This window comes from Pseudoalteromonas luteoviolacea H33-S (assembly GCF_001625695.1).
In the GTDB taxonomy this organism is placed as follows: Bacteria; Pseudomonadota; Gammaproteobacteria; order Enterobacterales; family Alteromonadaceae; genus Pseudoalteromonas; species Pseudoalteromonas luteoviolacea_B.
This window is the reverse complement of the sequence record NZ_AUXY01000133.1, coordinates 14,756-39,211: the sequence shown is the minus strand read 5'-3', so window position 1 is coordinate 39,211 and position 24,456 is coordinate 14,756. Positions and strand designations below refer to the sequence as shown.

Annotated in this window: 18 protein-coding genes; 7 read left to right on the top strand and 11 right to left on the bottom strand. The window is 38.5% G+C overall.

All coding sequences use genetic code 11. The features are described from left to right. Positions 1-342: 342 nt before the first annotated feature. Positions 343-819, top strand: a complete 477-nt coding sequence (locus tag N477_RS24070; protein ID WP_063364111.1) for a hypothetical protein — start codon at positions 343-345, stop codon at positions 817-819. A gap of 256 nt (positions 820-1,075) precedes the next feature. Here the strand turns inward: N477_RS24070 and N477_RS24065 are convergent, their stop codons facing one another. The 5 genes from N477_RS24065 to N477_RS24045 all read right to left on the bottom strand — a co-directional run bounded on the left by N477_RS24065 (position 1,076) and on the right by N477_RS24045 (position 6,450). Further along, entirely contained in the window at positions 1,076-2,218 is a 1,143-nt protein-coding gene (locus tag N477_RS24065) for an alpha/beta hydrolase-fold protein (protein ID WP_196760693.1), read from the bottom strand. Between the two features lie 408 nt (positions 2,219-2,626). Continuing rightward, positions 2,627-3,550 (bottom strand): PD40 domain-containing protein, encoded by a 924-nt coding sequence (locus N477_RS24060; protein ID WP_063364113.1) that lies wholly within the window; start codon positions 3,548-3,550, stop codon positions 2,627-2,629. A gap of 457 nt (positions 3,551-4,007) precedes the next feature. Beyond that, positions 4,008-4,577, bottom strand: coding sequence for a hypothetical protein (locus N477_RS24055; protein WP_063364114.1), 570 nt, complete (start codon positions 4,575-4,577; stop codon positions 4,008-4,010). 81 nt (positions 4,578-4,658) lie between these two features. Beyond that, positions 4,659-5,420 (bottom strand): viroplasmin family protein, encoded by a 762-nt coding sequence (locus N477_RS24050; protein WP_063364115.1) that lies wholly within the window; start codon positions 5,418-5,420, stop codon positions 4,659-4,661. A gap of 184 nt (positions 5,421-5,604) precedes the next feature. Then, complete coding sequence (locus tag N477_RS24045) at positions 5,605-6,450, bottom strand: PD40 domain-containing protein (RefSeq protein WP_063364116.1); 846 nt, start codon at positions 6,448-6,450, stop codon at positions 5,605-5,607. 694 nt (positions 6,451-7,144) lie between these two features. Here N477_RS24045 and N477_RS26205 point away from each other — a divergent pair. Both N477_RS26205 and N477_RS24040 read left to right on the top strand, forming a co-directional pair. Continuing rightward, positions 7,145-7,318 (top strand): hypothetical protein, encoded by a 174-nt coding sequence (locus N477_RS26205; protein ID WP_155732025.1) that lies wholly within the window; start codon positions 7,145-7,147, stop codon positions 7,316-7,318. 557 nt (positions 7,319-7,875) lie between these two features. Further along, the gene (locus N477_RS24040) at positions 7,876-9,174 is read left to right on the top strand and encodes an amidohydrolase (RefSeq protein WP_063364117.1); all 1,299 of its coding nucleotides are present in this window, start codon (positions 7,876-7,878) and stop codon (positions 9,172-9,174) included. Positions 9,175-9,260: 86 nt separating this feature from the next. Here N477_RS24040 and N477_RS24035 read toward each other — a convergent pair whose 3' ends face one another. Continuing rightward, the gene (locus N477_RS24035; RefSeq protein WP_063364118.1) at positions 9,261-10,046 is read right to left on the bottom strand and encodes an ion transporter; all 786 of its coding nucleotides are present in this window, start codon (positions 10,044-10,046) and stop codon (positions 9,261-9,263) included. A gap of 466 nt (positions 10,047-10,512) precedes the next feature. Here N477_RS24035 and N477_RS24030 point away from each other — a divergent pair, with 466 nt between their 5' ends. Then, a complete protein-coding gene (locus N477_RS24030; RefSeq protein ID WP_063364119.1) occupies positions 10,513-10,719 on the top strand; it encodes a hypothetical protein in 207 nt (68 codons plus the stop codon). A gap of 708 nt (positions 10,720-11,427) precedes the next feature. On the opposite strand, the gene N477_RS24025 is transcribed toward N477_RS24030, so the two are convergent. Further along, entirely contained in the window at positions 11,428-11,676 is a 249-nt protein-coding gene (locus N477_RS24025) for a hypothetical protein (protein ID WP_063364120.1), read from the bottom strand. Positions 11,677-12,027: 351 nt separating this feature from the next. On the opposite strand from N477_RS24025, the gene N477_RS24020 reads away from it, so the two are divergent. Continuing rightward, positions 12,028-13,179: a tetratricopeptide repeat protein gene (locus tag N477_RS24020; RefSeq protein WP_063364121.1), complete on the top strand. Its 1,152-nt coding sequence runs from the start codon at positions 12,028-12,030 to the stop codon at positions 13,177-13,179. Between the two features lie 185 nt (positions 13,180-13,364). On the opposite strand, the gene N477_RS24015 is transcribed toward N477_RS24020, so the two are convergent. Together N477_RS24015 and N477_RS24010 are read right to left on the bottom strand one after the other, a co-directional pair. Further along, positions 13,365-16,232 (bottom strand): TonB-dependent receptor domain-containing protein, encoded by a 2,868-nt coding sequence (locus N477_RS24015; RefSeq protein WP_063364122.1) that lies wholly within the window; start codon positions 16,230-16,232, stop codon positions 13,365-13,367. Between the two features lie 723 nt (positions 16,233-16,955). After that, positions 16,956-18,437 (bottom strand): LytR/AlgR family response regulator transcription factor, encoded by a 1,482-nt coding sequence (locus N477_RS24010; protein WP_196760692.1) that lies wholly within the window; start codon positions 18,435-18,437, stop codon positions 16,956-16,958. A gap of 186 nt (positions 18,438-18,623) precedes the next feature. Here N477_RS24010 and N477_RS24005 point away from each other — a divergent pair, with 186 nt between their 5' ends. Beyond that, positions 18,624-20,174, top strand: coding sequence for a serine hydrolase (locus N477_RS24005; protein WP_081216620.1), 1,551 nt, complete (start codon positions 18,624-18,626; stop codon positions 20,172-20,174). 134 nt (positions 20,175-20,308) lie between these two features. Here the strand turns inward: N477_RS24005 and N477_RS24000 are convergent, their stop codons facing one another. Beyond that, complete coding sequence (locus N477_RS24000; protein WP_063364124.1) at positions 20,309-22,309, bottom strand: serine hydrolase domain-containing protein; 2,001 nt, start codon at positions 22,307-22,309, stop codon at positions 20,309-20,311. A gap of 650 nt (positions 22,310-22,959) precedes the next feature. On the opposite strand from N477_RS24000, the gene N477_RS23995 reads away from it, so the two are divergent. After that, positions 22,960-23,694: a hypothetical protein gene (locus N477_RS23995; RefSeq protein ID WP_063364125.1), complete on the top strand. Its 735-nt coding sequence runs from the start codon at positions 22,960-22,962 to the stop codon at positions 23,692-23,694. A gap of 153 nt (positions 23,695-23,847) precedes the next feature. Here the strand turns inward: N477_RS23995 and N477_RS23990 are convergent, their stop codons facing one another. Then, complete coding sequence (locus N477_RS23990) at positions 23,848-24,252, bottom strand: DUF1801 domain-containing protein (RefSeq protein WP_063364126.1); 405 nt, start codon at positions 24,250-24,252, stop codon at positions 23,848-23,850. Positions 24,253-24,456: the final 204 nt, after the last annotated feature.

Below are 24,456 nucleotides of genomic sequence, written 5' to 3'. Positions count from 1 at the left end.
TTTCTCACCCAGCTATATAAGCAACCCTTATACATGCGCAATTTTTCAACTTCATTATAAATAGAGGCAAGATTGTTATTTCTCAGTTAAATCAGAAGTCACACATTTGTCATAGCAACAACAAAATAAAGCCCAATCATTTATGCAAATAATCTCAAGCACGAATGCTCTATTATCATCAATACTGACCTTTGATAAATATCATCTATAAATACCACACCACACCACGCAATTAACAAACACTTAATAAAACATAAACCCAATTAAAACATTCCGCGGGTACTATTTTTCCGTCAACAGGCGATAAATCATAAACTCACTAAATTTAATAAGGATAAAAAAATGAAAAAATTACTTGCTGCACTTGCCCTAACGGCTCTATCTACCTCAGCAATGGCAACAACTGCGACAATTTACTCGTATGACCAAGTATTAAACGCACCTGAAGTTGCAGACCCTACTATATACGCACATGTTGATGTGGTTAAAATGGTGTCAGTTTCTGACTTCGATTTTGATAACAATAATGCGCTATTAATCCCTGGTGTACAGTATGATGAGCACGGCTTCATTTATTATACAGGCGAAGGAAGTCAACCTCGTGAAGTTTTATCTGGTGAAGTTGTACTTAATCTAGAGTGTAACTTTAGTAAAGAGCCTGAGCGTGCTGGCTTTAAAGGTATGACATCTATTGCTATTACATTAGAGCCAGGTGCTGAATATGAGCTATACGCTGTGCATGATTCAAAAGCAATGGGATGGTTTGGCGCACCAAAAACAAACTTTTACCGCTGTGTACCGGGTATTAGAAAGCGCTAATTTCAAATAAGTCCTGTTGAATAAGCTATGAATAAAGGGAAAGTAATTATTCTCTTTCCCTTTATTCAGCGGTCACAAGTGATCCAAATAAACAACTCAAAGCCATCAATATAAGATGGAAAGTAAAACCAACTGGTTATTACTTGTACTTCCAGTTAAATAGGCTACTCAGCCTACCCGCTAAAAATATGTGTTGTCAGTATGCCCCAAGTTTAAAATATTCAAGGAGCACACTGTGAAATAAACAAACCTATATTTACAACTTTGCTTTTAACTCTTTAATTTTTTCAGCAAACTTATCAGCCTCACCATAACCGGTTTCTTGTGAAAGTGTATAAGCTTGCTCATATACTTTTATGGCTTCTTTCACTTGCTTATTTTTTTCTAGCGCTTCAGCTAACCATACATAGTTTTGTGGGTATTTATTCATGATATAAGCTTCAGCATTACGTCTAAATACCGTGACAGCACCTGCATAGTCCTTCTGCTTCATCAGCTCCAGGGCCAGAGGCACATATATTTCTTGAGGCTGCTTTGCTGCTTGACCATATTTTTTCATAATGCCAGCTTCATGGGCTAAGAATTTCTCACTGCTAAAGTCATCCATAACCGCCTGAGGTAGCCTCATATCTGAAAAGATAAATTTAAGCGCAAAATAATTATTAAGCAGCGGTGCCGACATATGCCCTTCATCATCAAACTCTTCATGTTTCCAACGAACACCTTTGGGTGTTGTATTTTTGAGCTCTTTGACAAATCGCTTCAACGAATGGCGATTACCATCTTCTTTTCCTACACCAAAGTACAGTGCTTTATCTAACGTATCAGAATCGCTTAAAAATGCTTTAAAGTCCTTCGCTGGTTCTTCTTTATTCCACCAAAATGCGGGTCCCATCACTATGTAAGCATCAAATAAATCAGGCGATTCCATCAATGTATAAGCGGCAAACAATCCGGCTAGGGAATGACCTTCTAACACGCTAAAGTCATTTGTTCTATATGTATTATTGATATAAGGAATGAGTTCTTTGCTCAAAAAATTTAAAAAAACCTTCGCTCCGCCACTCTCCTCAACACCAGCCATTTTTGTTGGGCTAAAATCCTTCATTCGGTTTTCACTTTTGATCCCAACAATAATACTGGGCGGCATGCTACCAACGCGTGTTAAAACATCAACACTCCCCACTACATGTTTCAAATTTTGAACACCGTCCAGTAGGTAGATCACGGGGTAAGCGGCTTTTGAAGCGTCATACCCATCCGGTAGAGATACCACTATTGTTCTCTGCTCTTTTAGTATCTTTGATTCAAATTCAAAGCTTTTTGCAATACTGACTTGCGATTGTGCATGTACGCTAAACTGCAACAACAGCAAAAAGATAAGGGCCACTTTAATCACTCTATATATCTCCTTGATTTATTTTTATTATTCCACCGTACCAATAAAGCCAAGTTGATAAGCTACTTTATCCATTTTCAAAAGTCCCACTACTCACTTTTTTGTATGAATCCAATAGAAAAACAATGAGCTTTAATTACAGTTACTTACTTCTTTGATTTATCAAGTTTAGTGAATATTCGGAGTATAGAGTCTAACTGCATGATAAAGTTCATTAAAAAATACAACAAACTAAATTTCAATGCTAAAAGCATTTAGGATTGTTTTTTCCAAACGAAACTATAAAAGAAGAAAAGACATGATCACTGATATTGTGAAATATTAAATGCTCAGACAAGAGTAATAGTTTTACCCAGTAAGGAGCCATGGTAAGTTAGTTTCCTTACCATGCTCATGTATGATTCTTAACTACCCTTTGAAGTAAGCCTCTTTCAACTCAGTGATAACTTGCGTACTGACCCAATAAATATTTGATACATCATCTGGTTCGTTATATCTGGCAAAAAATAAATACTGACCATCTGGCGACACTCTTGCCACAGTTTCTGAGTAAGGTGTATTGATACTCGTACCTAAATTAATAGGTTTGGACCAACTACCATCAGCTTCTTTGAAGTAGACAAATAAATCACTGTCTTTTCTCGCTTCATCGTCACGGTTTCTCGCGTTAACCAGCAAGTAATCTTCATTAGGTGATATAAAACCATGCAAACCAAATTCAATGTCCATCGGCTTAGCCTTTAAAAACTGCCCATTTTCCTTTTTTGCGGTATACATTCTGCGCTCTGACATATTGGTAAAGATCATATCTCCATCAATGCCCTGATTAAAATCAGAAAGTCGCCCAGTGTTAAGTGGTGATTCAAAACGCTTTGCTGCGCTTAGCCCTTCATCTTCTCTGGTAACATACCAAATACCAGACTCTTTAGAGTCAGGGCTTCTGCCGGTAAAGTACACTCGATCTTCATTTAAACTTGCGTAAGGAACGAGTTCATACTTCATCTTTCCACCGGTAAAACCAGCTTCTTTAGGCTTTGTCCAGTACCCGTTCTCGATTTTTGAATACATAATTTTAGGGCTTGTATCCACTCCTTCAATCACATCTAATGCGGTAAAGTACATCTCTTTCAAATCAGGAGAAAAAGAGACGCCAAACTCATAACGCCCTTCAATTGACACCGTATTTGCTGCAAATACCTCTGGCTTTAACCCTGGTGTTTGTTGGCCGAACCAATCCCCTTTAAGCGCAGGAAATGAGGCAGCTACACTCACATTACACATCACTGTCGCTGCAATACATATCACACTTGAAATTGATTTAATTTTATTCATGGTTTTATCCTTTACTTCTTGTCACTCGAAAATCAGCTTAGGTTTCCAAGTTTGCTTTGCATATTGTTTTACTACTCTGGTCAATCGCACTCATGCGAGTGTTTACCTACTAACAAACAAAACAGATTTATTTTTATTTATTATCAAGCAAGTAGCTCTCAATTCACTGAAGCCAATGTACCAACTTTAATCGATATGTGGTGTAAACTAATGTAAAACGTGGAAGCGCATTCGCGATGAAAAAATATTAATAGATGGCTGGGCCGAGCCCGTCATTACAGAAGAGATATGAGACAAAGAGAGTATAAACAAATGTAAAGTAGTCGATTCTTAAAGTATCGACCTAACAATAAAACTGACTTGAAAAAGCTCAGAGCCTTCTTTTCATAAGTAAAAAAAAGCATGATATAAAATAAAACGCTTTGTTGCCGTGCATTTGTTTCACATGGGCGAGCCCTTAAACCTTGTTTAAAATACCCAACACACCAAAAAAAGCAGCAATAGGCACAACTGTTGCAGCATCAATGGCTACGGCAACGGGAGTCACGACAATTTTACCCACTTTAGTAACCCCACTTTCAGGCGTTTCAATCACAACATAGTGATCATCCGCTAAGGTTTGAAAAGGAAAGTCTCCTTCAACATCATAGCGCTTACCTTTTAAATTAAACTCAAGCGCTACATTGCCATACTGATCTAATGGGATGTTATTTACCTCGAGCATTTTCTTATCTGCAACCCTATTAGACACTAATTTAAGTGTACCTGTGAGCTGGTTGTTCCTATCGATTTTGAAACCGCTATATGTAGGAATAAATTCAATATGTCTGCTTACTTCTAATGAACTTGTCAGTAAATCATCAGCCTCAAAAACATAGCTGTATTTTGTGCCTGTAATTAGCAATAACTTTTTATCTTTAGCCGCGTAAAAACCGGTAATCTTCTCTTGATAGCTGGGTGCCTGCCATAGCTGCGAAGTACATCCAGAAAAAATCACCAGTACAAGTATGATAAAACTGAATTTCATTGTTCAATATCTCCCTATATTATTCTTACCCGAAAGTAGATTGCTCTTATTTAAATAAAATCATTGTGTTATATAGTGTGCCTAGCCTGCTCGCAAAGCCAATATAGAATCAATATTATCTACGTCTTCAAACTGACGTAGTGTCTCGCATTGACGCTCGATAGCTACGATTGACATCCTGTCAGCAAGCTCATTACCTTCTATGCCAACATGCCCGTTGACGTGATGGATCTTAACCTTACTCGCAATTTTTTGATAAATCTCAAAGGCCGGTTGAATAATATCTAAATTCTTGATCTCACCATCGGACTTGGTCCAACCTTTTTTTTGCCAACCCATGGCCCATTTAGTAATACAATCAATCGAATATCTCGAGTCACAAAATATTCCAACAGAGTGCCCTTGTTCTAGATAAGCAAGAGCAACCACCAGTGCTTGCTTTAACCCTCGCAATTCAGCCGTATTGTTTGTGCCAACCGGCTGATAAAACCCATACCAAAGCTCAGATAATTGATTACTATGATAAATCGCAAGACCTGTTCCCGCTTCACCGGGGTTCGGATCGCACGCACCATCAGTAAAGATTTTAAATTCATATGGCATAGTATCGATTTGCGCTTGCGTCAACGGCGCTGGTTTTGGGGCTTTACCAACTTTACTTGCCGTACTTGTTTCACCTTGTAAATTAGATTTTTTACCAAACGCGGCTTCAGCTTCTGCTAACGACGGAAAAGACTTAAATCGAGCTCCCGCAAAGCCATCAACCAAAGACTTGCATTGTGCCCATGTCGTAAAAATTCCCGTTTCTCTGCCCTTCCACACAACATAATATTTTTTAGCCAAACTTTTCTCCTAGCGCTCTTAAGGTGCAAGCTCCATTGTAGAGTATCTCAGCGAAAAAAAATTAATATATGCACGAGTAGGTGAAAAAACAGCGATTACTTAAACTATAAGGACAACAATTACACAAAAATGCATAAAGGCGCTCAATAGGCGCCTTTATTCAACTAACAATATACTATGACTTTTAACGCTTGGGTCTAAGATCATCAATGACTTTGGCATCTACCCACATAATATCCGAATCATCTTCGCTAAATTTTCTGTTGAAGAATAAGTATTTTCCATCAGGAGACACCACAGCGCCTGTATCTGGCCCAGGCGTATTGATTTTATCTCCTAAGTTAATTGCATCGCTCCATATGCCGTTTTCTAATTGAAAACTCACATACAAGTCAGTCTTACCATAGCCGCCTTCTCTTTCACTGTCCCAAATAATATAGCTTTCATCTGGTGCTACAAATGGATGCGCAGTCCATTTTCCTGAGTTTATCTGCTTGCCAAAAGCTTTTGGTGCCTCGCGTTTGCCATCAATCAAACGGGAATATCGAATTGTACCTTTAACCTCGCGCTCATCAAAAACATACATACCCTTGTCTGATACGCTGATCACCATAATAGGTATCGATTGAAACGCCTTGCCAATACTTTTTGGTTCAGACCATTGATCACCTATGCGATCTCGATAGGTTCTACCTGAGTACATTTTCATACCATCAGCGGAAACAGCGCCGCCAACACCTGCCGCTAACTCTTTTTCATGCCATTTCCCATCAATCAGTTTAAACATCAATTGTGTACTGGTTCGAGCCTCACGATTGTTTCTTGTAAAGTAATATTCAGTCATGTCTGGCGTAAATCTGCCAGTCCAATCTCGATGCTCCTTAGATACAATACCGGGCGCGAAAACTTCTGGCGTCTCGCCAGGTGGTGTTTGCCCAAAATAAGGGCCCGCAATACCTTTGGCAAATCCAGTAGCGCTAAATATTAAACTTGATAAAAGTAACGTGATTGAATGAGAGTAAAGCTTCATTGTTTTTTCCTTATTATTGGCGCAATTCGTTATCTCATCGAGGCCAAACTCGATTAAGCAAATTCAGCTTATGCAATGCAAAAAAGAATCGCCTTACGTCTCTATGATTTCTCATTGATTTTTCCTGAAAATCAGAATGGAGCACAAAAAATAATAATAAGCATTAAAATCAATTGCTTAATTATTTATAACTGTAATAAGGTGGAAACTAGCATGTTGAATTTTAGAAGCTATTCATACAATTAGATGAGCTCTCTTAGGCCTAATCGGCTTAACTACCTGAGCGTCCCTCAAATAACTTTTGTTATCAAGTCTCCGTGTTTTGCGAAAAGAAAAGCGCTCAAACTAGCAGACTCCGCCGCGATTAAGCTTGAAGCTAGTTAGTCACTTATGACTTTTATGAAAATAGCACCAGACACGTAATAAATATGCTGAGGTAAAAGGCTAAACTTGAACAATCTGAATGTGTAACAGCACGGCATATTATTAAAATAAAAAGTACAAAAAACTTAATTCAATAATCAATCCAGCACTTTATACCTATTAATAAACTTATAAAACGTCTGTTTTCACCAAGTTTTATCCCATTTATTGAAGTAAATATAAAATATTTAATTTCATTATTTTTCAATAGCCAAATAACTCAATCGCATTATGATTAATGTGCAACTATTAAACAAAAAAGGAAATTACAATGAAACTATCGCTTAACAAAAAAAGTATGAAAAGCCTTACTAAAACAAATAAAAATCTACCACAAGAGCTAACAGACAAAGTTGCTGGCGGTTTCAGAACGGATTGGAGAGACTGTACAGGTACAACTTATGGCTGCCACTCTTTTGGTACTTGTCACTCAAGGCTTTGTTAATAAGTAATCAAAGTTAAAAAACGATGCTTACCTTGCCAAAAGCAAGGGTACGCATCGTTCATATAGTGCTCAGGCTTCAGCTTTACTTTTTTGCTTGATATACCGGATACTTCTAAAAAAGTATAAAGAGACGATAATAATCTGTATGCAATAAGGCACATCAATAGCATAAATTAGATAGCGCTTCACCCTATCCTCTAACAATATCAGCATGATTAATTCAAGAAATAGCGATATTGAAATTTAAAGAGATAAAACTTACAACAATTTACAATCGCGACAAACATGTCTGCTCTTTCACCTTGCGAAGTATCCACAGCTGAGGCTTATGAAGTATCTATGAGTACATATCCCATAATAATTTTCCTCTGCTTCTAATAAAAACTGATAACAATACAGCTATATAAAAATTAGCCCAACATCTTAGAACATTTCAAACTAAAATAACCAAAGCAAAATCAATCCTTTTTACTTAGCAACTCATCGAATTTAATTCAAAATAACGATTCCGCGTGTTAGATATGCTAAGTGTTAGCAGCAAAAATATGAGAAAGGATATGAAGAAAATAACAAATAAAATAGGGCTATCAATTTTGTTGATGGGTTTGAGCTATAACACATTGGCTTCATCAGATCACATCAAACTGCTCAAGCAAGTTGAGTCAAAAGTCATTGATTGGCGGCGCGATATCCACCAAAACCCCGAACTAGGCAACCGTGAAGTGCGCACAGCTGCGCTCGTCGCAAAGCATTTAAAATCTTTAGGGATGCAAGTCGAAACAGGCATTGCCTACACTGGTGTCGTCGGTTTTTTAAAAGGCGCAAAGCCAGGGCCAACAGTCATGCTACGTGCGGATATGGATGCACTCCCTGTGACGGAAAAAACTGATTTGCCCTTTAAATCAACCAAAATGACAAATTATCAAGGCGTTGATGTCGGCATTATGCATGCTTGCGGCCACGATACACATGTCGCAATGTTAATGGGGGCAGCTGAAGTACTCAGCAGTATGCAAGGCGAGCTTGCAGGTAACGTCATGTTCGTCTTTCAACCAGCAGAAGAAGGTGCGCCTGAAGGAGAAGAAGGCGGAGCCGAGCTGATGTTAAAGCAGGGAATATTTGATAGATATCAGCCCGATGTGGCTTTTGGTTTACATATCACATCCAAGCTCAATGTCGGCCAAATCGGATATCGAAGTGGTCCAACGATGGCCAGTGCCGATAGGTTTGAAATTACAGTGACCGGAGAGCAAACGCACGGCTCTACACCTTGGGCTGGAGCAGATCCCATTGCGGCCGCCGCTCAAATTGTATCTGGAGTCAATCATATTGTGAGTCGACAAATTGATATTACCAAAGAGCCTGCAATCGTATCTTTTGGCAAAATCTCAGGCGGCGTGCGAAACAATATCATCCCGGAAGAAGTAAATATGATAGGGACAATTCGCAATTTTGATATGGAAAATAGACAACAGATCTTTGATAAAATAACCCATACCGCAGAGCATACGGCAAAAGCCTCTGGCAATAAGGCCAAAGTCGTGATTAAAGAAGGCTACCCTGTGACTGTGAATGATCCACTGCTGACCGAGAAAATGCTACCATCGCTTGCAAAAGTAGTCGGCGAATCAGGGCTCATCAATATGCCGAAAGTGACTGGCGCCGAAGACTTTTCGTTTTACGCCATGGAGGTACCTGGTTTATTCGTATTTTTAGGAGGAACCCCGAAAGACACGCATCCCAAAGACGCACCAAGTAACCACTCACCTTACTTTTTTGCCGATGAATCAGCCTTTAAATTAGGTACTCGTGCACTCACTGAGTTCACCCTCGATTACTTGTCTCAATCAAATTAACCACTCGATATAGAGCGCCGAGTGAGTGCAATAAGATATTATATTGCACTCACCCTTTTGAACTGCTTTGCTCAGCACAAATTCAATTAACTGTGTTTGTTGCTTTGTAACAACGCATCCAGCTTGGCCTCAAGACGTTGAATGTCCTCTTTTGTTACAGATGCACCGTCTTCTTTTTCTTCTTGCTCATGCATTACTTGCATCGCGTCGACAATAATACCAATGAAAAGGTTTAGCACCGCAAAGCTCGTAAAAACAATAAAGGGAATAAAGAACAACCAAGAATAAGGGAACAGCTCCATTGTGGGCCTTACAATCCCCATTGACCAGCTCTCTAGCGTCATGACCTGAAACAACGTGTACGAAGACGCGCCAATACTCCCAAACCACTCTTGCATATTCGGATCAGGATGCTGACCAAATAGCTTGGTGGTCAATACCGCAGAAACATAAAACACAACCCCTAACACGCCTACAACCGAAGCCATCCCAGGTAACGAATGGCCCAAAGCTCCGATAACTTTTCGCATCTGTGGCACAACAGAGAACAGGCGTAATACTCTGAGAATTCTGAACGCTCGTAGCACTGACAACGCGCCACCAGCAGGTACCCAAGAAATTGCAACAATGATTAAATCAAAGCAATTCCAGCCGGATTTGAAAAATTGCAATCGATAAGCAATTAGCTTTAACACTAACTCAAAAGTGAAAATCAGTAAGATGACAGTGTCAATTTTGTGCAATAGGTCAGCATTGCTTTTGCCAAAAGTGGTGGTTTCTAAGCCTAAGGTAACAGCATTAAACAAAATGACTGCTATCAAAAAGTTTTGGAAAAGCTTTGCTTCAACTAAAGCGGTTATTTTAGACATCATATTTTTAAGCTCGACATAACTAAAGGTTCAATAAAAACAAAGCTGATGATTTTATTTAATTTAGGCTTTGTCAACAATAAAGTCTTGAAAAAAACAGCCTGAAATTTAACTGCATTAAATATTTAATTTTATAGAATCCAGACATTTACACAATATAAATAAATCTGTAACTTAGGACCTCCTTATGATACATTACATTAAAACAAAAACACTCAAGTGATAGTAGCGTTAAGCTTTTATGACGTTAATATCTAATGATGTGAGCATGGTAAAGGTATCATTGGGGGCCTATACAGCCAGAAATGACTGAATCGTATTGGTAATGCTATAAGAACTGTTAAATATAAAAATTTTCAGAAAGAAATACCAATTAAATGGGCACTATATTTTTAAAATACATTTAAAATTAATAAAAACCAAGCAGCAACTAAGTTATAGTTGCAATTATAATTTAAAAGGATTGAATATGAAACTTAGCCTAAATAAAAAAAGCTTTAAATCCCTAAGCCAAGATAATAAGCAGCTTCCAGTTAACGCAACCCCTGAAGTTGGTGGTGGACGCCTTACTGATAATTGCACCAATCACTGTGGCTCTGTCAAAGCACAAACATGTGATACATTGCTATATACAAATAAACAGCAAACAGCCTGCTGTTGGACTGCTATGTGTTAATGTGATTTTATTTAACTAAAATAAATCACGGTGTGATGGTTAACTTCAAAAACCATCACTTTCTTATTTTAATAAAAATAAAATTTAATCACCAAATACTACTAATTTTATAATTACACCTCTAAAAAATAGCACGACTACAGCGCCAGATATCACCACTTGTGCAATACAGCTTTTTATAACCTGGCTCCTAGTCCAATTTGCTTCAATTTTAGTTAAAGTAGCTTCTACAAAGGGTGAAAACGCTCAGCTCTCAGTACGAAAGCTAATATTAACTCAGCAAACGCTTGATACCAAAGGCGTGAATATACTGAGTTGTTCAAACTGGTTTCCTATTTTGTGAGTACTTCTTGTGATCCCCTTTTCGCTGCACGCAGTTTTAAATTTACCTATAGATAGAAACAATGAACGCACTTGTCAAAACCCTAAACTAACGAGCAGAAATATTTTGCTCATATTTTTGACTGCTAACTTTACCTAACGACACACTCTCGATAGCAACCAATAAGGCTATAAGCTCATTTGTTAAAACATTGATGTATGTAGGCTTGAAATAAGTAAACAAAACGGTGAGGCTAAATAATGTTCTTATATGAAGATTAAGTTCCTAAATCTACACAGCCAAGGCACTTGCAGGTTTAGCGCACCAAGTTTTCTGAAAGTAAACCGTGTTACCTAGGCCGTGTAACCTACTTATTTAGGTTGACTCTAATTAAAGTGCCTTTGAATCTTTAATAAATAATAACCCCAAGCCCCTACATAGGTTGATGGACAGCTCACATGTCCAGAATAGTACTTAGTGAACGATTCTGAGTTTGGTGGCCTAATATGATCTGGAGCGCCGGTCTCGAATTCATACTTGCACAGTGTATATGGAGAACCAGATGCCTGAGCCGTTGGTACCAATGTACTTGCAGAGAGTAAGATAATTGCCATACCCATAAGAGATAACTTCATATTTAATTTCCTTTTGTTTGTATTAAAAATATAAACTAACCGCCAACTGTTGAAAATTACAACAAATATGAATTGATTTATTTTCACTTACTAATAACAAATTGAAATAACAGGTATTTAGGTAAAAAATGCTCAAAGATAATTTATTTTAAAACCCACTACTATTTACAAGTAATAATGAATTTGTGGATAGTTTTTAAATTATATTTATCAAACTCGACAAGCAACTACAGCTGCTTACATACTATATAAGCCTGATTTAGCTCACTTATTATTGCGCACTTATATTGAAAACCATATCAATTCATGTCATAACTAAACCCGTTGTCACAATCGTTAAGGATATTATTTATGACTAAGCACATAACTTTTTTACTTTTTATGGCGCTGATAAGTGGCTGCTCTAGTACAAAAGATACTCCTCCTGAAACAATCCCTTTGGTATCTGACCTGTTTAGTGACGACACATTTGAGCAAGCACTTACGATAAATGAGCAAGAAATATTTACACTCCCCGTCCAAGAACAAGAAAAATTCTTAGATTATTTCAATAACGAACTCATTAAGGGGATTAGAGAAGATAAGATCATTTTTAATTATCTTGAACAACGTATCGACCTATTTACTTACGACGGTGACACCCTCACGGCAATTGAGTCATTAGAAAGAAATGAAGGTAATTGCATTTCATTAGCCATACTCACTCAAGCATATGCAAAGCTTGCACAAGTGGATACGACATTTATAGAAGTAGGCACCGTCCCTGTATTTAAAAAAAGTAACAATACCATCCTCATTTCAAATCATTTTCGTACCAAGCTATTAGCGCCAAAAGCGACTTCTGACCCAAACACAATTGAAGTCATTAGAGCTGGTACAGTCGTTGATTACTTCCCTGCCCAAGACAGTTTTTTTATCGATAATGCAAACTACCATGATCTTGTTACAAAATTTTATGCAAATAGAGCCGTTGACGCATTATTAGAGGACAACTTCAATCAAAGCTTTAATATGCTCAAGCAAGCATTGAGTTACAAACCTTATGACCCTGAGCTGATAAATATTTCAGCAGTACTGCACCGTCGTAGTGGGCAAGAAAGTCATGCTATGAAGATTTATGAATACGCAAAGAGCTATAATCTAACTAGTCAAAACTTACTTGCGAATTATCTTTCTATTGCCAAAAATCAGAATAATATTGAACTTGTTGAGCAGTTGGAAAATTTACTTGATGAAACGGCATTGACTCCGTTTGATAAGATTCAAGTTGCTCAAAGATCTGCTCAAAAAGGACGATTTACTAAAGCAATTCAAGCACTAAAAGAAGTTATCATTGAGACGCCCTACCTCCCTGAGCCCTATTTTGAATTAGCCAGAATTTACCATTCAAAAGGGGACATAGAGAAGACAGATAAACTACTTGCTTTGGCAGTTGAAAGGTCCTCAGATCCAAAGAAGCGCTCTTTATTTCAAGCAAAGCGCAATACCATACCTAAACAATAAGTTATTGGAGCGCTAGGATTGCCCCAGTGCTCTTGCCAACTCACCTAAAGCCTACATTTTTAATCAGCTAGAACCGATGAGTTTTGTTAGAACTCTATCGTCTCTTTTTGGCCAAACCATTTGTTCTTATTTTACGCAAAAAAGGCACGCAAACGCATGCCTTTTCAATGTGACTAAAATTCTCCTTAGAATTTATAGGAGAGTTGCACGTAACCAAAGCGGCCTATATTGTCAAACGATGAAGTTTCAGAAGACGTCGCTGTGGTGTAGCGAATAAGCTCTTTATTAAACACATTGTCGATTCCAACTTTAGCTGTTATACCATTGTCAAAGTTATACCCGCCTGAAATATCAGTCACCACATAAGTTGGCCACTGCATATGATTTGAAGGGTTAGGGTTCTTTTCAAGCTCATCAGGACGGTAACGATTTGTCTGTTCAATGTAACGCATTTTCCAGCTTGCAAAAAAATCTTCATAAGCGTAACCAATATCAAATGCCCCCGACCAAGACGGTTCAGCATCTACACCGGCATACTCTTCGAACGCAGTGACTTCTTCTTGAAATGGAAATTGCTTTCGTTCGATTAAGCGCGTTGCAAGCAAGCGAGTTTTAAAGTTACCTAAGCTCGTTTTGATATCATAATTAAGTTCAAAATCGACACCCGATGACTTTTGCATTGCAATATTTAATGACTTACTCTCAATTAAAGTCATTCGGCCATCGCCAGCACGAGTAATTAATTCGCAGTATTGATTGTCAATGCTACTAGAATCAACACAGCGATCGACAATTTGCTGAGAACGAATACGAGAAATAGAGTCTTCTAGCTCTATATTCCAATAATCGACAGTAAAGGTTAAGCCATCAATAAAACTAGGCGTAAAAACTGCACCTACCGTGTAACTTGTCGACTCTTCCGGAGTAAGCTCTTCATTGCCAGATTGTGCGCCCCGGACCCTAGCAGAATCATATGAATCGTCAAATCCTGCTGGTACACCAATTAAACCACAATTTGCTTCTCTTTGTGTTTTTGCCGCCCCAGACATTTTATTAATATTTTTTACTCGACAAGGGTCGTCAACGCCATAGAAAGTTTCACTTGTAGCGCCGAACAATTCTACGATATTTGGTGCTCGAATCGCTTCAGATAACGTAGATCGTAATCTTAAATCATCATATACCTGCCAATCCAAGCCGACTTTCCAGCTCGTCACATCACCCACTGTACTATAATCAGCATAGCGACTTGCCAATTCTAAGGTCAGCGTATCAACCAATGGTATATCGCCTAGCAGAGGAATGGATGTCTCAACAAACACTTCTGATACATCATACTCACCTTCATCTTCACCTAAAACATTAAAGAAAGTTTCACCAGTTTTGGCATTGTCATCTTCTGTTTGACGACTTTTTTCTTCACGATATTCAATACCAAAAGCAATACCTACAGTGCCGGCAGGCAACTCATAAACGCCAGCGTTGGCAAGACTTGCACCAGCATTGAGCTGCTCTAACTTCGCAGTGCCGACAGACAGAGTATTAACGTAATTGATGGATTCTTGGCTTGGGCGGTTGAAACCCATTATATCCATAGGCATACACCCATCAGCACGCGCCTGTGTATCACGACATACCACATTACCGGAATCGTCGAACACAGCATCGATTGCGGCTTGGAAGTTCGGTCTGACGAGATTATTATGATTTGCACGTTCGATCTCTGTCACACCGGAATTGATGAATACCTCGTAGTCCCAGTCCTCAGCAACAATACCTTTCAATCCAAATACAAAACGTGTTGTTTCACGTGTATTAATTTCGAATCGACGACCAATATCTTCGTTAAAACGGTTAATACGAAGAGCAGTTATTGGATTACCCTCATCATCAAGAGTTGAATCCATTATCTGTGCTGTTTGCGGGTGTAAAAACGCATTGTCCCGAGAGAGGGTGATTCCTGAGCGCGTATGATAACTTGGTTGCCCCCAATTCTCAGACTCTATTTTTGCAAATTTACCTTCAAAATAAAAAGTAGTCTCATCATTAATATCATAATTGGTTTTAAAGTTGATTATATGCCTATCAAACGTTGGCTGGATCTCTAAAAATTTACGTAGGTTTAAATACTCACAATCAACACAGGCAAGCCCATCCAACTTATTATAATCAAGCTGCATTGGTCGTGGAGAACCATCTTCATTGAACGTATAATAAACACCGCCTGCGTTAAATACACCTGCCTCCGTCAAATTAAAGAATCCAGCATTGTCATAAAATTTTTCGTCTGGATTATTTAAGTCATCAGGCCTATTCGGATCTTGTTCAAAATTAGTCAACTCGCGAGCAGCATAGTTTGTAAATTCATTATCAAGTGCATTCAACCTTGATTGAGTTGCAAATTCATAAGAAATACCAAAATTTCCTCTTCCCTCTAAGAAGTCTTGCCCAAAAGAGATACTTAATTTTTGGTTATCGTAATTTGAGTTTTCCGCCTCACCATGGGTTGCCGCGATAGAAAAACCTTCAATATTTTCTTTCAGTATAAAGTTGACTACCCCCGTAACGGCATCAGCACCATATATTGCAGAAGCCCCTCCGGTAATAACCTCTACGCGGTCAACCCACTCGGTCGGAATGGTATTCGTATCAACCATAGCGGAGCCTCCGCTACTAGACACATGTCGCTTCCCATTTACAAGTACTAAAGTCCGATCAACCCCCATTCCTCTTAAATCTAATACATTCAGGCCCGAAGTTCCGATAAAACGACCTGAGTTTTGCATCCCAAAAGTAGGCTTTAAACTCGGCAGTTTATTTAGTGCTTCACCAATACTCAGTGCGCCAGTATTAACCAAATCTTGCCCTGAGAGCACTGAAACAGGACTGGGCGCAATTGCACCTTCACGTATGATGCGCGACCCTGTAACTTCGATTTTTTCAATTGCCCCCTCATTTGCATATGCTATGTGAGCTGGTGCTGTACTGAGTGCACCTAAGCACATCAATTTAACTGAAATACTAATCGGGTTTAGTTTACTCTTCTTCCCCATAATTACTTCCTTTCCTCTTTAAATACCAAAAAAAACCTACTTATAAAAACCAATAAAACTCAATTATAAAAACCCAAAAAGGCCTTTAAAAAAACAAGGACATTTAAAAACCAACTTTTTAAAAACTATATAATCAAAAAAGAAAACATCAAAACTCAAAAAAATGACTTAAAAACAAATAGAAAACCACACAGAAAACACAATAAAAAGTAACAAAGCAGGAGAGCCAACAAATGAAACCAAATATTACAACAAAAAACTAAAACCTTTAAAAACATAAACCTAAATGAAGAACCTGGAATTCTCGAAACTTTTATTAAGAAAAGAGCACACACCAATAAAGCTTAAAAAGTATATCCCCCTCTTCAAAGGCAAACTCTTGGAAATTTAAAAACCAAGTTTAAAATAAAATAAAAAAACATTTAATTAAGCTAAAGTTAATAAAAACCAGACGAAAAATTTCAGTTATAAACATGAGGCTAAGCGAAAAGTCCTGAAAACACTTTAATAGATAACGAAAAACCAAGAGGAGTGTGAATATTCAAACTAGGCAAACTCTAGTTGATATCACTTATTTGAAGGAATGAGCTGGTTTATTAAGATATAAATTATGGTTTAAAAGCGAGCGATACTTACTATTGAATTTGTAAGTATCTAAGAATTTATCTACAGTACTCTCCACTGTAATGAACTTGTTATAGGTGACGTTGCTAAATTAAGACATTAATCAAGCTGCTTTCTAACCTTTGGCATAATCCGTCTGCTTACGGGTACTGTGTCACCTGAACTCAGTATCAAATTTCCACCGCCTGATGGAAGCTTTTGAAGAGACTGTATCAACTGCTTATTTACAATGTATGAGCGATGTATACGCAAAAATGTTGCGGGTAATTTTTCTTCCATGATAGTCAAAGTCTCGTTATGCAACACGCTGCGCCTATCTACTAGACTGATCTCCACATAATCTCTCGCTCCTTTCACAAAGCAAATACTCTCACATGATATCCACTCGCTTTTATCTGCAAGATTGAGTTTTATCTTAGATGGCGTCTGCTGCTCACTATACTCATCTAATGCTTGCTGTAGCTGATCAGCTCTTTGCTGTGCAAGTTGCTTTTGAGATTGCTCGTTTTTGTATGCAATTGCATGTTGAACAAAAAAGAACAACAAAAGCGCAGCAACAAAATAATAAAAATAGAGATCGAGAAATTCATGGGGGTTCACCGCAATTATGGTAAAAAATATTAAAAGTGCGCTTGCATGTTTTCTCGCATTTTCCTGCCTATTAAATACTTGAAAAGCTGTGATTAAAAAGCTGATACCAGCAGGCACTTGTATGGCGATCACAGTTTTGTCTTCTATCGTACTGCCCAGATAAATAGATATAAACGTCAATAACATGGATAGGAAAAAGCAGATCTTACGATGATTCTTTACAAAACCATCTATGATATATAACAGCAAACTCAGACCGCTCAACGTCCCAAGTAATAAAATAACCACCAATCGAATTTCATGATAAGTATATTCGTATGCGACTAATCCCCTTGACACTTCTGTCAACAATTGAAGTACTACCAGCAAAGAGAGTAAAGGAAGCCAAAAAGCGCCTCGCCTTGGATTCAAGTCTTGTAGCACCAATAAGCTTGAGAAAAACAAACCAATGATCAATACACCTAACGGCACCAGTGTGGGTAAATAATGATGCAATACGATATCTTGAGGTGAGTCATAGTATGCCACTATCGCAAGCCCAATGGAGCGACTGATATTAAACGCTTTATGATGAGATGACAGTTTAATAATAATTTCATTCTGAGACTTCTTCAGCAGCCCTTTAGGTATATAAGTAACAAAGTCCATCACACCTGGCAGCTCTTCATCAGGTTGAGAAGAGGGATAACCATTTCGGCCAATTAATTCGCCATTAAAGTAAAACTCTGCCGCCGCTTGGGCAGAAAAAAACAACCCAATTGGTTTATCGATGTGTTCAGGTGCGTCTATGTCAAACGCGGTGCCTATCCATGTTAACTTATTGCCCGGCTTTACCTCACCCAGCGACATCTTTTTGCAGTTTTGAAGGAAAAACGTCTTTGAAGACAGCTTTTCGCCTTCATCATAACAAACCCTAACCTCTTGAATAAATTGCTTATTAAATTCATTTGCTACGAGTTGTGTCGAGAATATCATGCTAAAAATAGCCAAAAAGCACCCACATATCTGCTTGATATTTATCACAATAGGATTCAAGAAGAGTCGAACGCACATACTGATAAGTTTTGCTGCCTTTTGCAGAAGAAACGCCACCGCTTGCATATAAGCACTGGAAAAATAAGAAGTAATTGGTAATGTCCTTATCAATTAGTAAATTGCTTTAAAGGGTCTATTTAAATGAACTATATCAAAAAGTCTGTATATACAGGAATCGTCTTATCACAGTTAATTTTTTCCCCACTATGTCTAAGTGCACAATTAACGCCAAAACAAATAGATGCACTTGTTGAAAAAGCAACAGACGAGCTTAATGTGCCAGGAATTGCATTGGCAGTTGTAAAAAGTGGTGAAGTGGTCCATGCAAAAGGCTATGGCGTTCAATCGATTGAAAGCAATACTCCAGTAAACACGGATACCCTATTTCAGGTCGCGTCAATTTCAAAATCATTTGTAACTGCGGCATTGGCACTTCTCGTAGATGAAAACAAACTCAGCTGGGACGATAAGGTCATTGATTATCTGCCGCACTTTCAAATGTATGATCCTTGGGTAACAAGAGAGTTTACTATTCGCGACTTGTTAACTCATCGCTCTGGTTTGCCTCTGGGAGCTGGGGACTTATTACAATGGCCTGATGCACAGGCACACGCAACGCCTGATGAAATCATCTCAGCATTAAAGTATTTAAAACCAACCAGTTCATTTCGTTCTGAATATTCTTATGTTAATTTAATGTATATTGTCGCCGAAGAAGTTATACGCGCAATCACCAAGATGCCTTGGGACGAATATGTCGAAAAAGCATTATTAGCACCGCTGCAAATGACTCACTGTGTAGCAAGCCCGACTCGAATTAAAATACCAAGTAAACGTGCAATACCGCATATGGAAGTGGAAGGTGAGCTCAAAACCACTTTTTTCAAAGATGATACCCAAATTAATTGTGACATAGCGGGTATGGCAAAGTGGGCACAGCTATTTCTTTCCAAAGGAAAACTGCCTGATGGGCAAAACTTGCTTTCTGAAAAACAACACGCAGAACTGTGGAAGCCAGTGACTTTAAAGAAAGTCTCTTATATTGATCAAAAATACGCGCAGACACATTTTCAAGCATATGGATTAGGTTGGAATTTGATGGACTTTCATGGTCACTTACATGTTTCTCATGGCGGCGCGGTACAAGGCATGACCTCACATATCGCTTTTTTACCTGAAAAAGATGTTGCTGTGATTGCGCTTACAAATCAATGGTCACGAGCAGCTCAAGGTCTAACCGCAACTATCCTAGAACACTATATTGAAGCAGAACCCACAAATTACATTGATGTGTACATAGAAGGCAACAAACGATACGAAGCCTACAAAAAACAACAAAAGAAAACAGAAAAGCCCTTACAACTGAACACATCCAAACCGCCTATCGCACTTGTTCAATATGCCGGTACTTACAGGGATGATTGGTATGGCACAGTGGATGTCACAGTGACAGGCTCCGAGCTTAATATTCAGTTTTCTCGCGGTAATGCTTTAACTGGTAAGCTTGACCACCTAGAAGGCAACCGATTTGTTGCAAAATGGCATGACCGAACACTAAATGCGGATGCTTTTGTAAACTTTGACGTCGACTTCGATGGTAAGGTCAGCGGATTCAAAATGAAAGCAGTAAGTAGTAGCACTGATTTTTCTTATAACTTTCATGATTTAAACCTAAGAAAGGTGAGCAAATAGCAGCAAAGCTTTACGCTATCTTTTAGACTCAGATGAGCCCACTTATCATTCAGCAACAGTGGTATGGTGGGCTCAACACAAAAAGCTTTTATACGCAGAGCTTGCGTATGACTGAGTCTATTTAGCTAATTGTCTTAACTGATGTAGTTAAACCCTATCGCATTCCATACCCAAAAAACATATAAAAAGCTTATACAGCTCAGAGTAAAAATCGAATAAAGAAGCTTGTGCATCCACCCTAACTCTACCATACGCCAAATAAATGCCAGTCCAACCACCTTAACTAACGTAGTAAAACCAACGACTAAAACAAAGCAAAGTAGCAATTTCACTTCAAGTGTCGGGAAATTTAATAAGAAATTATATTCGTCCAACACCAAACCGGAATTCATGAAAATAAAACCAATCACAGTAACCAGTATCAAACCTGCAGAGATGCAGGCTGTATTTTCGAATATACTGAGGCGCTTAACCCGGCTCTTTCGATTACCAGTGAGTATTAACGTGGACAGTGCAAGTAATGAGGCAAGCACCAAGACAAAATAAAAGAAAAACGGGCTTTGCGACAAGCTCATCTTTTCATAGTCACCAGACCACATACTTGCAGAGAAGCGTGCTATTTTTCCTGAACTATCTGGATAAAAATAAAAAATAGAACCGTGATAAGACTCTGCTTGAAATACATTTTCTTGAAGCCGTTTTAGTTTAAATGACACGTTACTCCCCAAACGACGCATTTTCAAATCACCCTGTGCATCGAGTGAAATTGTCACTGAACTATCCAAGGCGGCCATTTTTTCTAACTGAGTGTAAGAGCGACGGGTACTCAACCAAGATCCGGTATATTCTTCTAACTTACGCGTGGCAACAGGCACTGACAGAAACTGGCTATATGCACCAGCCGCAGTTGACTCAACTAACTTTAACGGTTTACTTTGATAGTACTTATGTAGAATAACCTTAGGTAAAGAGTCTGCTAAATGAGCGGCTCCGCCAACCATATTACTCGCGATAAAAATACCCAACTGTAACTCAGGATAAATTACCATATTAGATGAGAAAGTGAGCGTAGCCCCCGAATGATGGTAGTAATGATGCCCTCTAAAGTGACCTTCAAACATACCATGAACGACATCTGCAGCGAGCGATCTATCGTCATAAAGCCTGTGCTTCATGCTTTCGTTGGTTAATGGCGTGACTAGTTGATTGTTTTGACGCATCAGGGCACGCATATACAGTGCCATATCATGTGCAGTTGAAGAGGCCGCCCCAGCACCGCCAATATGTCCTAGAAATTCAAACGGCTTTGCCAAATTGCGCCCAACAGTGTCTTTGAAATACCCCGTTGCCAACTGTTGTCGCAGAGTGTCATTCATATTGGCAGCACCATAGCTGCTACCAAGCGGCTCACGTAGCGTAGAATTTTGCATAGCTAGAGGAGCAAACATGTTCTGCTTCATATAGGATGCCAAGTCCATACCCGATTTTTGCTCTACCAAATACCCCAGCAAACCAAACCCATAATTTGAATAAGACATGTTATAACCAACAGGCCAAATTCTTTTTGGCATGTATTTAGCCAGATATTCAGGTGTACTTAGCATGTGCTCAGGCTGGTCGCTGATTAAATGACCAGCGTCCGCTTCTTCGAAGCCTGCTCGGTGGCTGAGCAAAGCAGCAATGGTTATTGGCGCTTCAAATGTATTAGGGATTTTGAATTCAGTGAGATAGTCATTAATATCAACATCAAGGGCAAGTTTGCCCTGCTCTACCAATTGCATAACCGCGATGGCCGTCATGGTTTTAGTGATTGAACCTATACGGAACAGGGTGGTATGGGGGTCGACTTTCTTTCGGCCACTCACATCCGCATAGCCATAGCCTTTGAGCAGCGCTACGTCGCCATCTTTAACAATGGCAAGGGTGACACCTGGTATTGAATGCTGCGTCATGCCTCGCTCAATCAAAGAGTCGACATACTGCTCTAACCCGATTAACGCTTGCGTCTCAACTATTTTTTCACTGCCGTCAATAGAAGCATTGGCATGTGCACTTTGAGCAGCAAAAAGGCTAGCGATAAAAATTAGAAACAAAAAAGTAGCAGTAGATAGCGAAATGGCTATTAGTGTCTTCATGTAGCAACCTTGCTTGTTTATCATTTTAAGCAAAAATAGTGACCACTATATCTAAATGATAAAAGCAGTTCATAACTCTCATGGCGACAGTGTATATATATCGTGAGCATAAGAACACCAAAGCTGATATAAACACTGTAACTAGACTGTATGTACTTACCATTTATACCATGCTGTGTACAAACACTTTTTACTCATAACCCCTCTCATGTGATTGGTTGTATAAAAAACCTCCTTAAGTACACTAGATAATTCCTCATCCGAAACCGCGTTTCACAACCTTAGTAATATTCCGTGTTTTTCTAGTCCAAACATTCTATCGCGTCCAACACAGTCAGCTTCCTTCGTCTTTAATTCGTTCAATGACAGTCTGCACCGTCAAATAAACAAGCATACACCTGAGAAAGGTAGAGTTCACATATACTTATAAACATATCACTACATAACTATTAGACATTGCTCGATGAACTTACTCTTTTGCAACGCAAAATAATTACATTCATGAGAGAACCAAAATTTAAGCTTAAAATTACACTCCACACCTTGATTATCAAAAAACAAACACAAATATACAACTGACACTTAATGTCATATTCAATAAAATAGTGTTTAAGCAACATTAAAATGCTTTTTCACTTTCAGGGAGAATTATGGATAGCGCGCTAAACTTCATAAAAAAATCTAATCACGTCTTATTCTTTTTGGCCGTGACACTTTTTATTGTCGTCATTTCTGTCGAGTTTATTTCGAAATTCTTCGACCATAAATATGAGCCACCAAAAATTGCACTGGTCGATAACAGTGATCCTCAAGAGCAAATTAAACAAACACAGTACACAAAAGAGTATTCAACAAAGTTAAAAGATGTGTACATTTTTGAGTTGATCTCCAAAGAAATTGATATTACTCAACATCATGACAGTGAGATTTATTCTATGTTTACAGGCCCAAAAGTGTCACACGACTTATATAATGGACACTTCTTATCCAGGAACGCCGTTAACTTGATGTTTGTAAGAGAAAATAGCAAACCACATATGTTATTGAGAAAAGACGGACTACTACTTGAGTTTTCAAAGGCAAGGTTCTCCTCAAGTGAAGAGGAGCACTTATTAAATAAAAACGTTTACCGGATCATTAATGAAGACACTAATCAAAATGGGTATCTTGACCATGAAGATTCAGCCAAGTTATTTACCTCAACCTTTGATGGCAAAAGCTTAAGCCTAATATTGGAAGACGTCGGATCATTTAGAACAATTGAAAACAATAAGTTGCTTATATCGCAAGAAGGCCAATCTCCCCAGTTTTATACTTTTGATTTGGCCAGCTCAACCTTGTTAGCTCTGGATACATCAATCAAAACATCCCGAGAAAAACTTTAAAATCTAATTGATATAGGCATAAAATCAAATTGCACTGTTAGCTGGTGCGCATAAAGAGCTGCTTACCACGCATCAAGCAGCTCCTAGTTTTACTCGGTCATAGTAAGCTTTGTAGAGCCAAATAGTCATTCATGATTAAACCATAACTGATTACTAAGCGCCCAATAATGGTAAGTGCTTCCTTTGCTGGTAGGTAAGCGCTAATTCTAAACAGTGCTTAATGATCGCCTTTGGCAGTGGCTCAGCTAAAGAGAGTACTATTGCTCTATTCCCATTAAATTCAAGTGCTTCACTATATAACACGCGAAAGGTATCAACCAACTTTGTTTGGCAATGAAAATACAGAAAGTAATTGTTTGGTGTTTTGGGCTTCCAATCAATTCTTACTGGGCTACCTACTTTTACTTTATAGCTAGGCTCTCCCCATTTAAGAGACTCTTCAACGTCACCTAAATCGAGTTCATTGGCAACTTGAAAAACTAACCCGCGAAGTAATTCCAGCCGGGCTCGTACATGCTCAGGATACTGCTGCCAGCATGCTTTAACCGCCTTATCCATTTGTATACTCCACTGTTATCCCTATTCACCTAAATTACAAAATATAAACCAAAAAACCAATAGACAATCTGCATAAACGCTTTAAGAGGTCTAGGTTGATTGAATTCACCTACAATCATACAAAACCCAAGCAACTGATAAGTATGGATATAATTCAAATCATCAAGCTGTAATCAAAAAATCATAGGGAGTTCAAGTCCATCT

Bases quoted from the DNA above. Each gene is read 5' to 3' on its own strand.
- N477_RS24005 (WP_081216620.1), top strand. From the start codon at position 18,624: ATGAACTATATCAAAAAGTCTGTATATACAGGAATCGTCTTATCACAG.
- N477_RS23995 (WP_063364125.1), top strand. From the start codon at position 22,960: ATGGATAGCGCGCTAAACTTCATAAAAAAATCTAATCACGTCTTATTC.
- N477_RS24045 (WP_063364116.1), bottom strand. From the start codon at position 6,450: ATGAAGCTTTACTCTCATTCAATCACGTTACTTTTATCAAGTTTAATA.
- N477_RS24020 (WP_063364121.1), top strand. From the start codon at position 12,028: ATGACTAAGCACATAACTTTTTTACTTTTTATGGCGCTGATAAGTGGC.
- N477_RS24030 (WP_063364119.1), top strand. From the start codon at position 10,513: ATGAAACTTAGCCTAAATAAAAAAAGCTTTAAATCCCTAAGCCAAGAT.
- N477_RS24000 (WP_063364124.1), bottom strand. From the start codon at position 22,309: ATGAAGACACTAATAGCCATTTCGCTATCTACTGCTACTTTTTTGTTT.
- N477_RS24070 (WP_063364111.1), top strand. From the start codon at position 343: ATGAAAAAATTACTTGCTGCACTTGCCCTAACGGCTCTATCTACCTCA.
- N477_RS23990 (WP_063364126.1), bottom strand. From the start codon at position 24,252: ATGGATAAGGCGGTTAAAGCATGCTGGCAGCAGTATCCTGAGCATGTA.
- N477_RS24025 (WP_063364120.1), bottom strand. From the start codon at position 11,676: ATGAAGTTATCTCTTATGGGTATGGCAATTATCTTACTCTCTGCAAGT.
- N477_RS24040 (WP_063364117.1), top strand. From the start codon at position 7,876: ATGAAGAAAATAACAAATAAAATAGGGCTATCAATTTTGTTGATGGGT.
- N477_RS24060 (WP_063364113.1), bottom strand. From the start codon at position 3,550: ATGAATAAAATTAAATCAATTTCAAGTGTGATATGTATTGCAGCGACA.
- N477_RS24015 (WP_063364122.1), bottom strand. From the start codon at position 16,232: ATGGGGAAGAAGAGTAAACTAAACCCGATTAGTATTTCAGTTAAATTG.
- N477_RS26205 (WP_155732025.1), top strand. From the start codon at position 7,145: ATGAAACTATCGCTTAACAAAAAAAGTATGAAAAGCCTTACTAAAACA.
- N477_RS24055 (WP_063364114.1), bottom strand. From the start codon at position 4,577: ATGAAATTCAGTTTTATCATACTTGTACTGGTGATTTTTTCTGGATGT.
- N477_RS24035 (WP_063364118.1), bottom strand. From the start codon at position 10,046: ATGATGTCTAAAATAACCGCTTTAGTTGAAGCAAAGCTTTTCCAAAAC.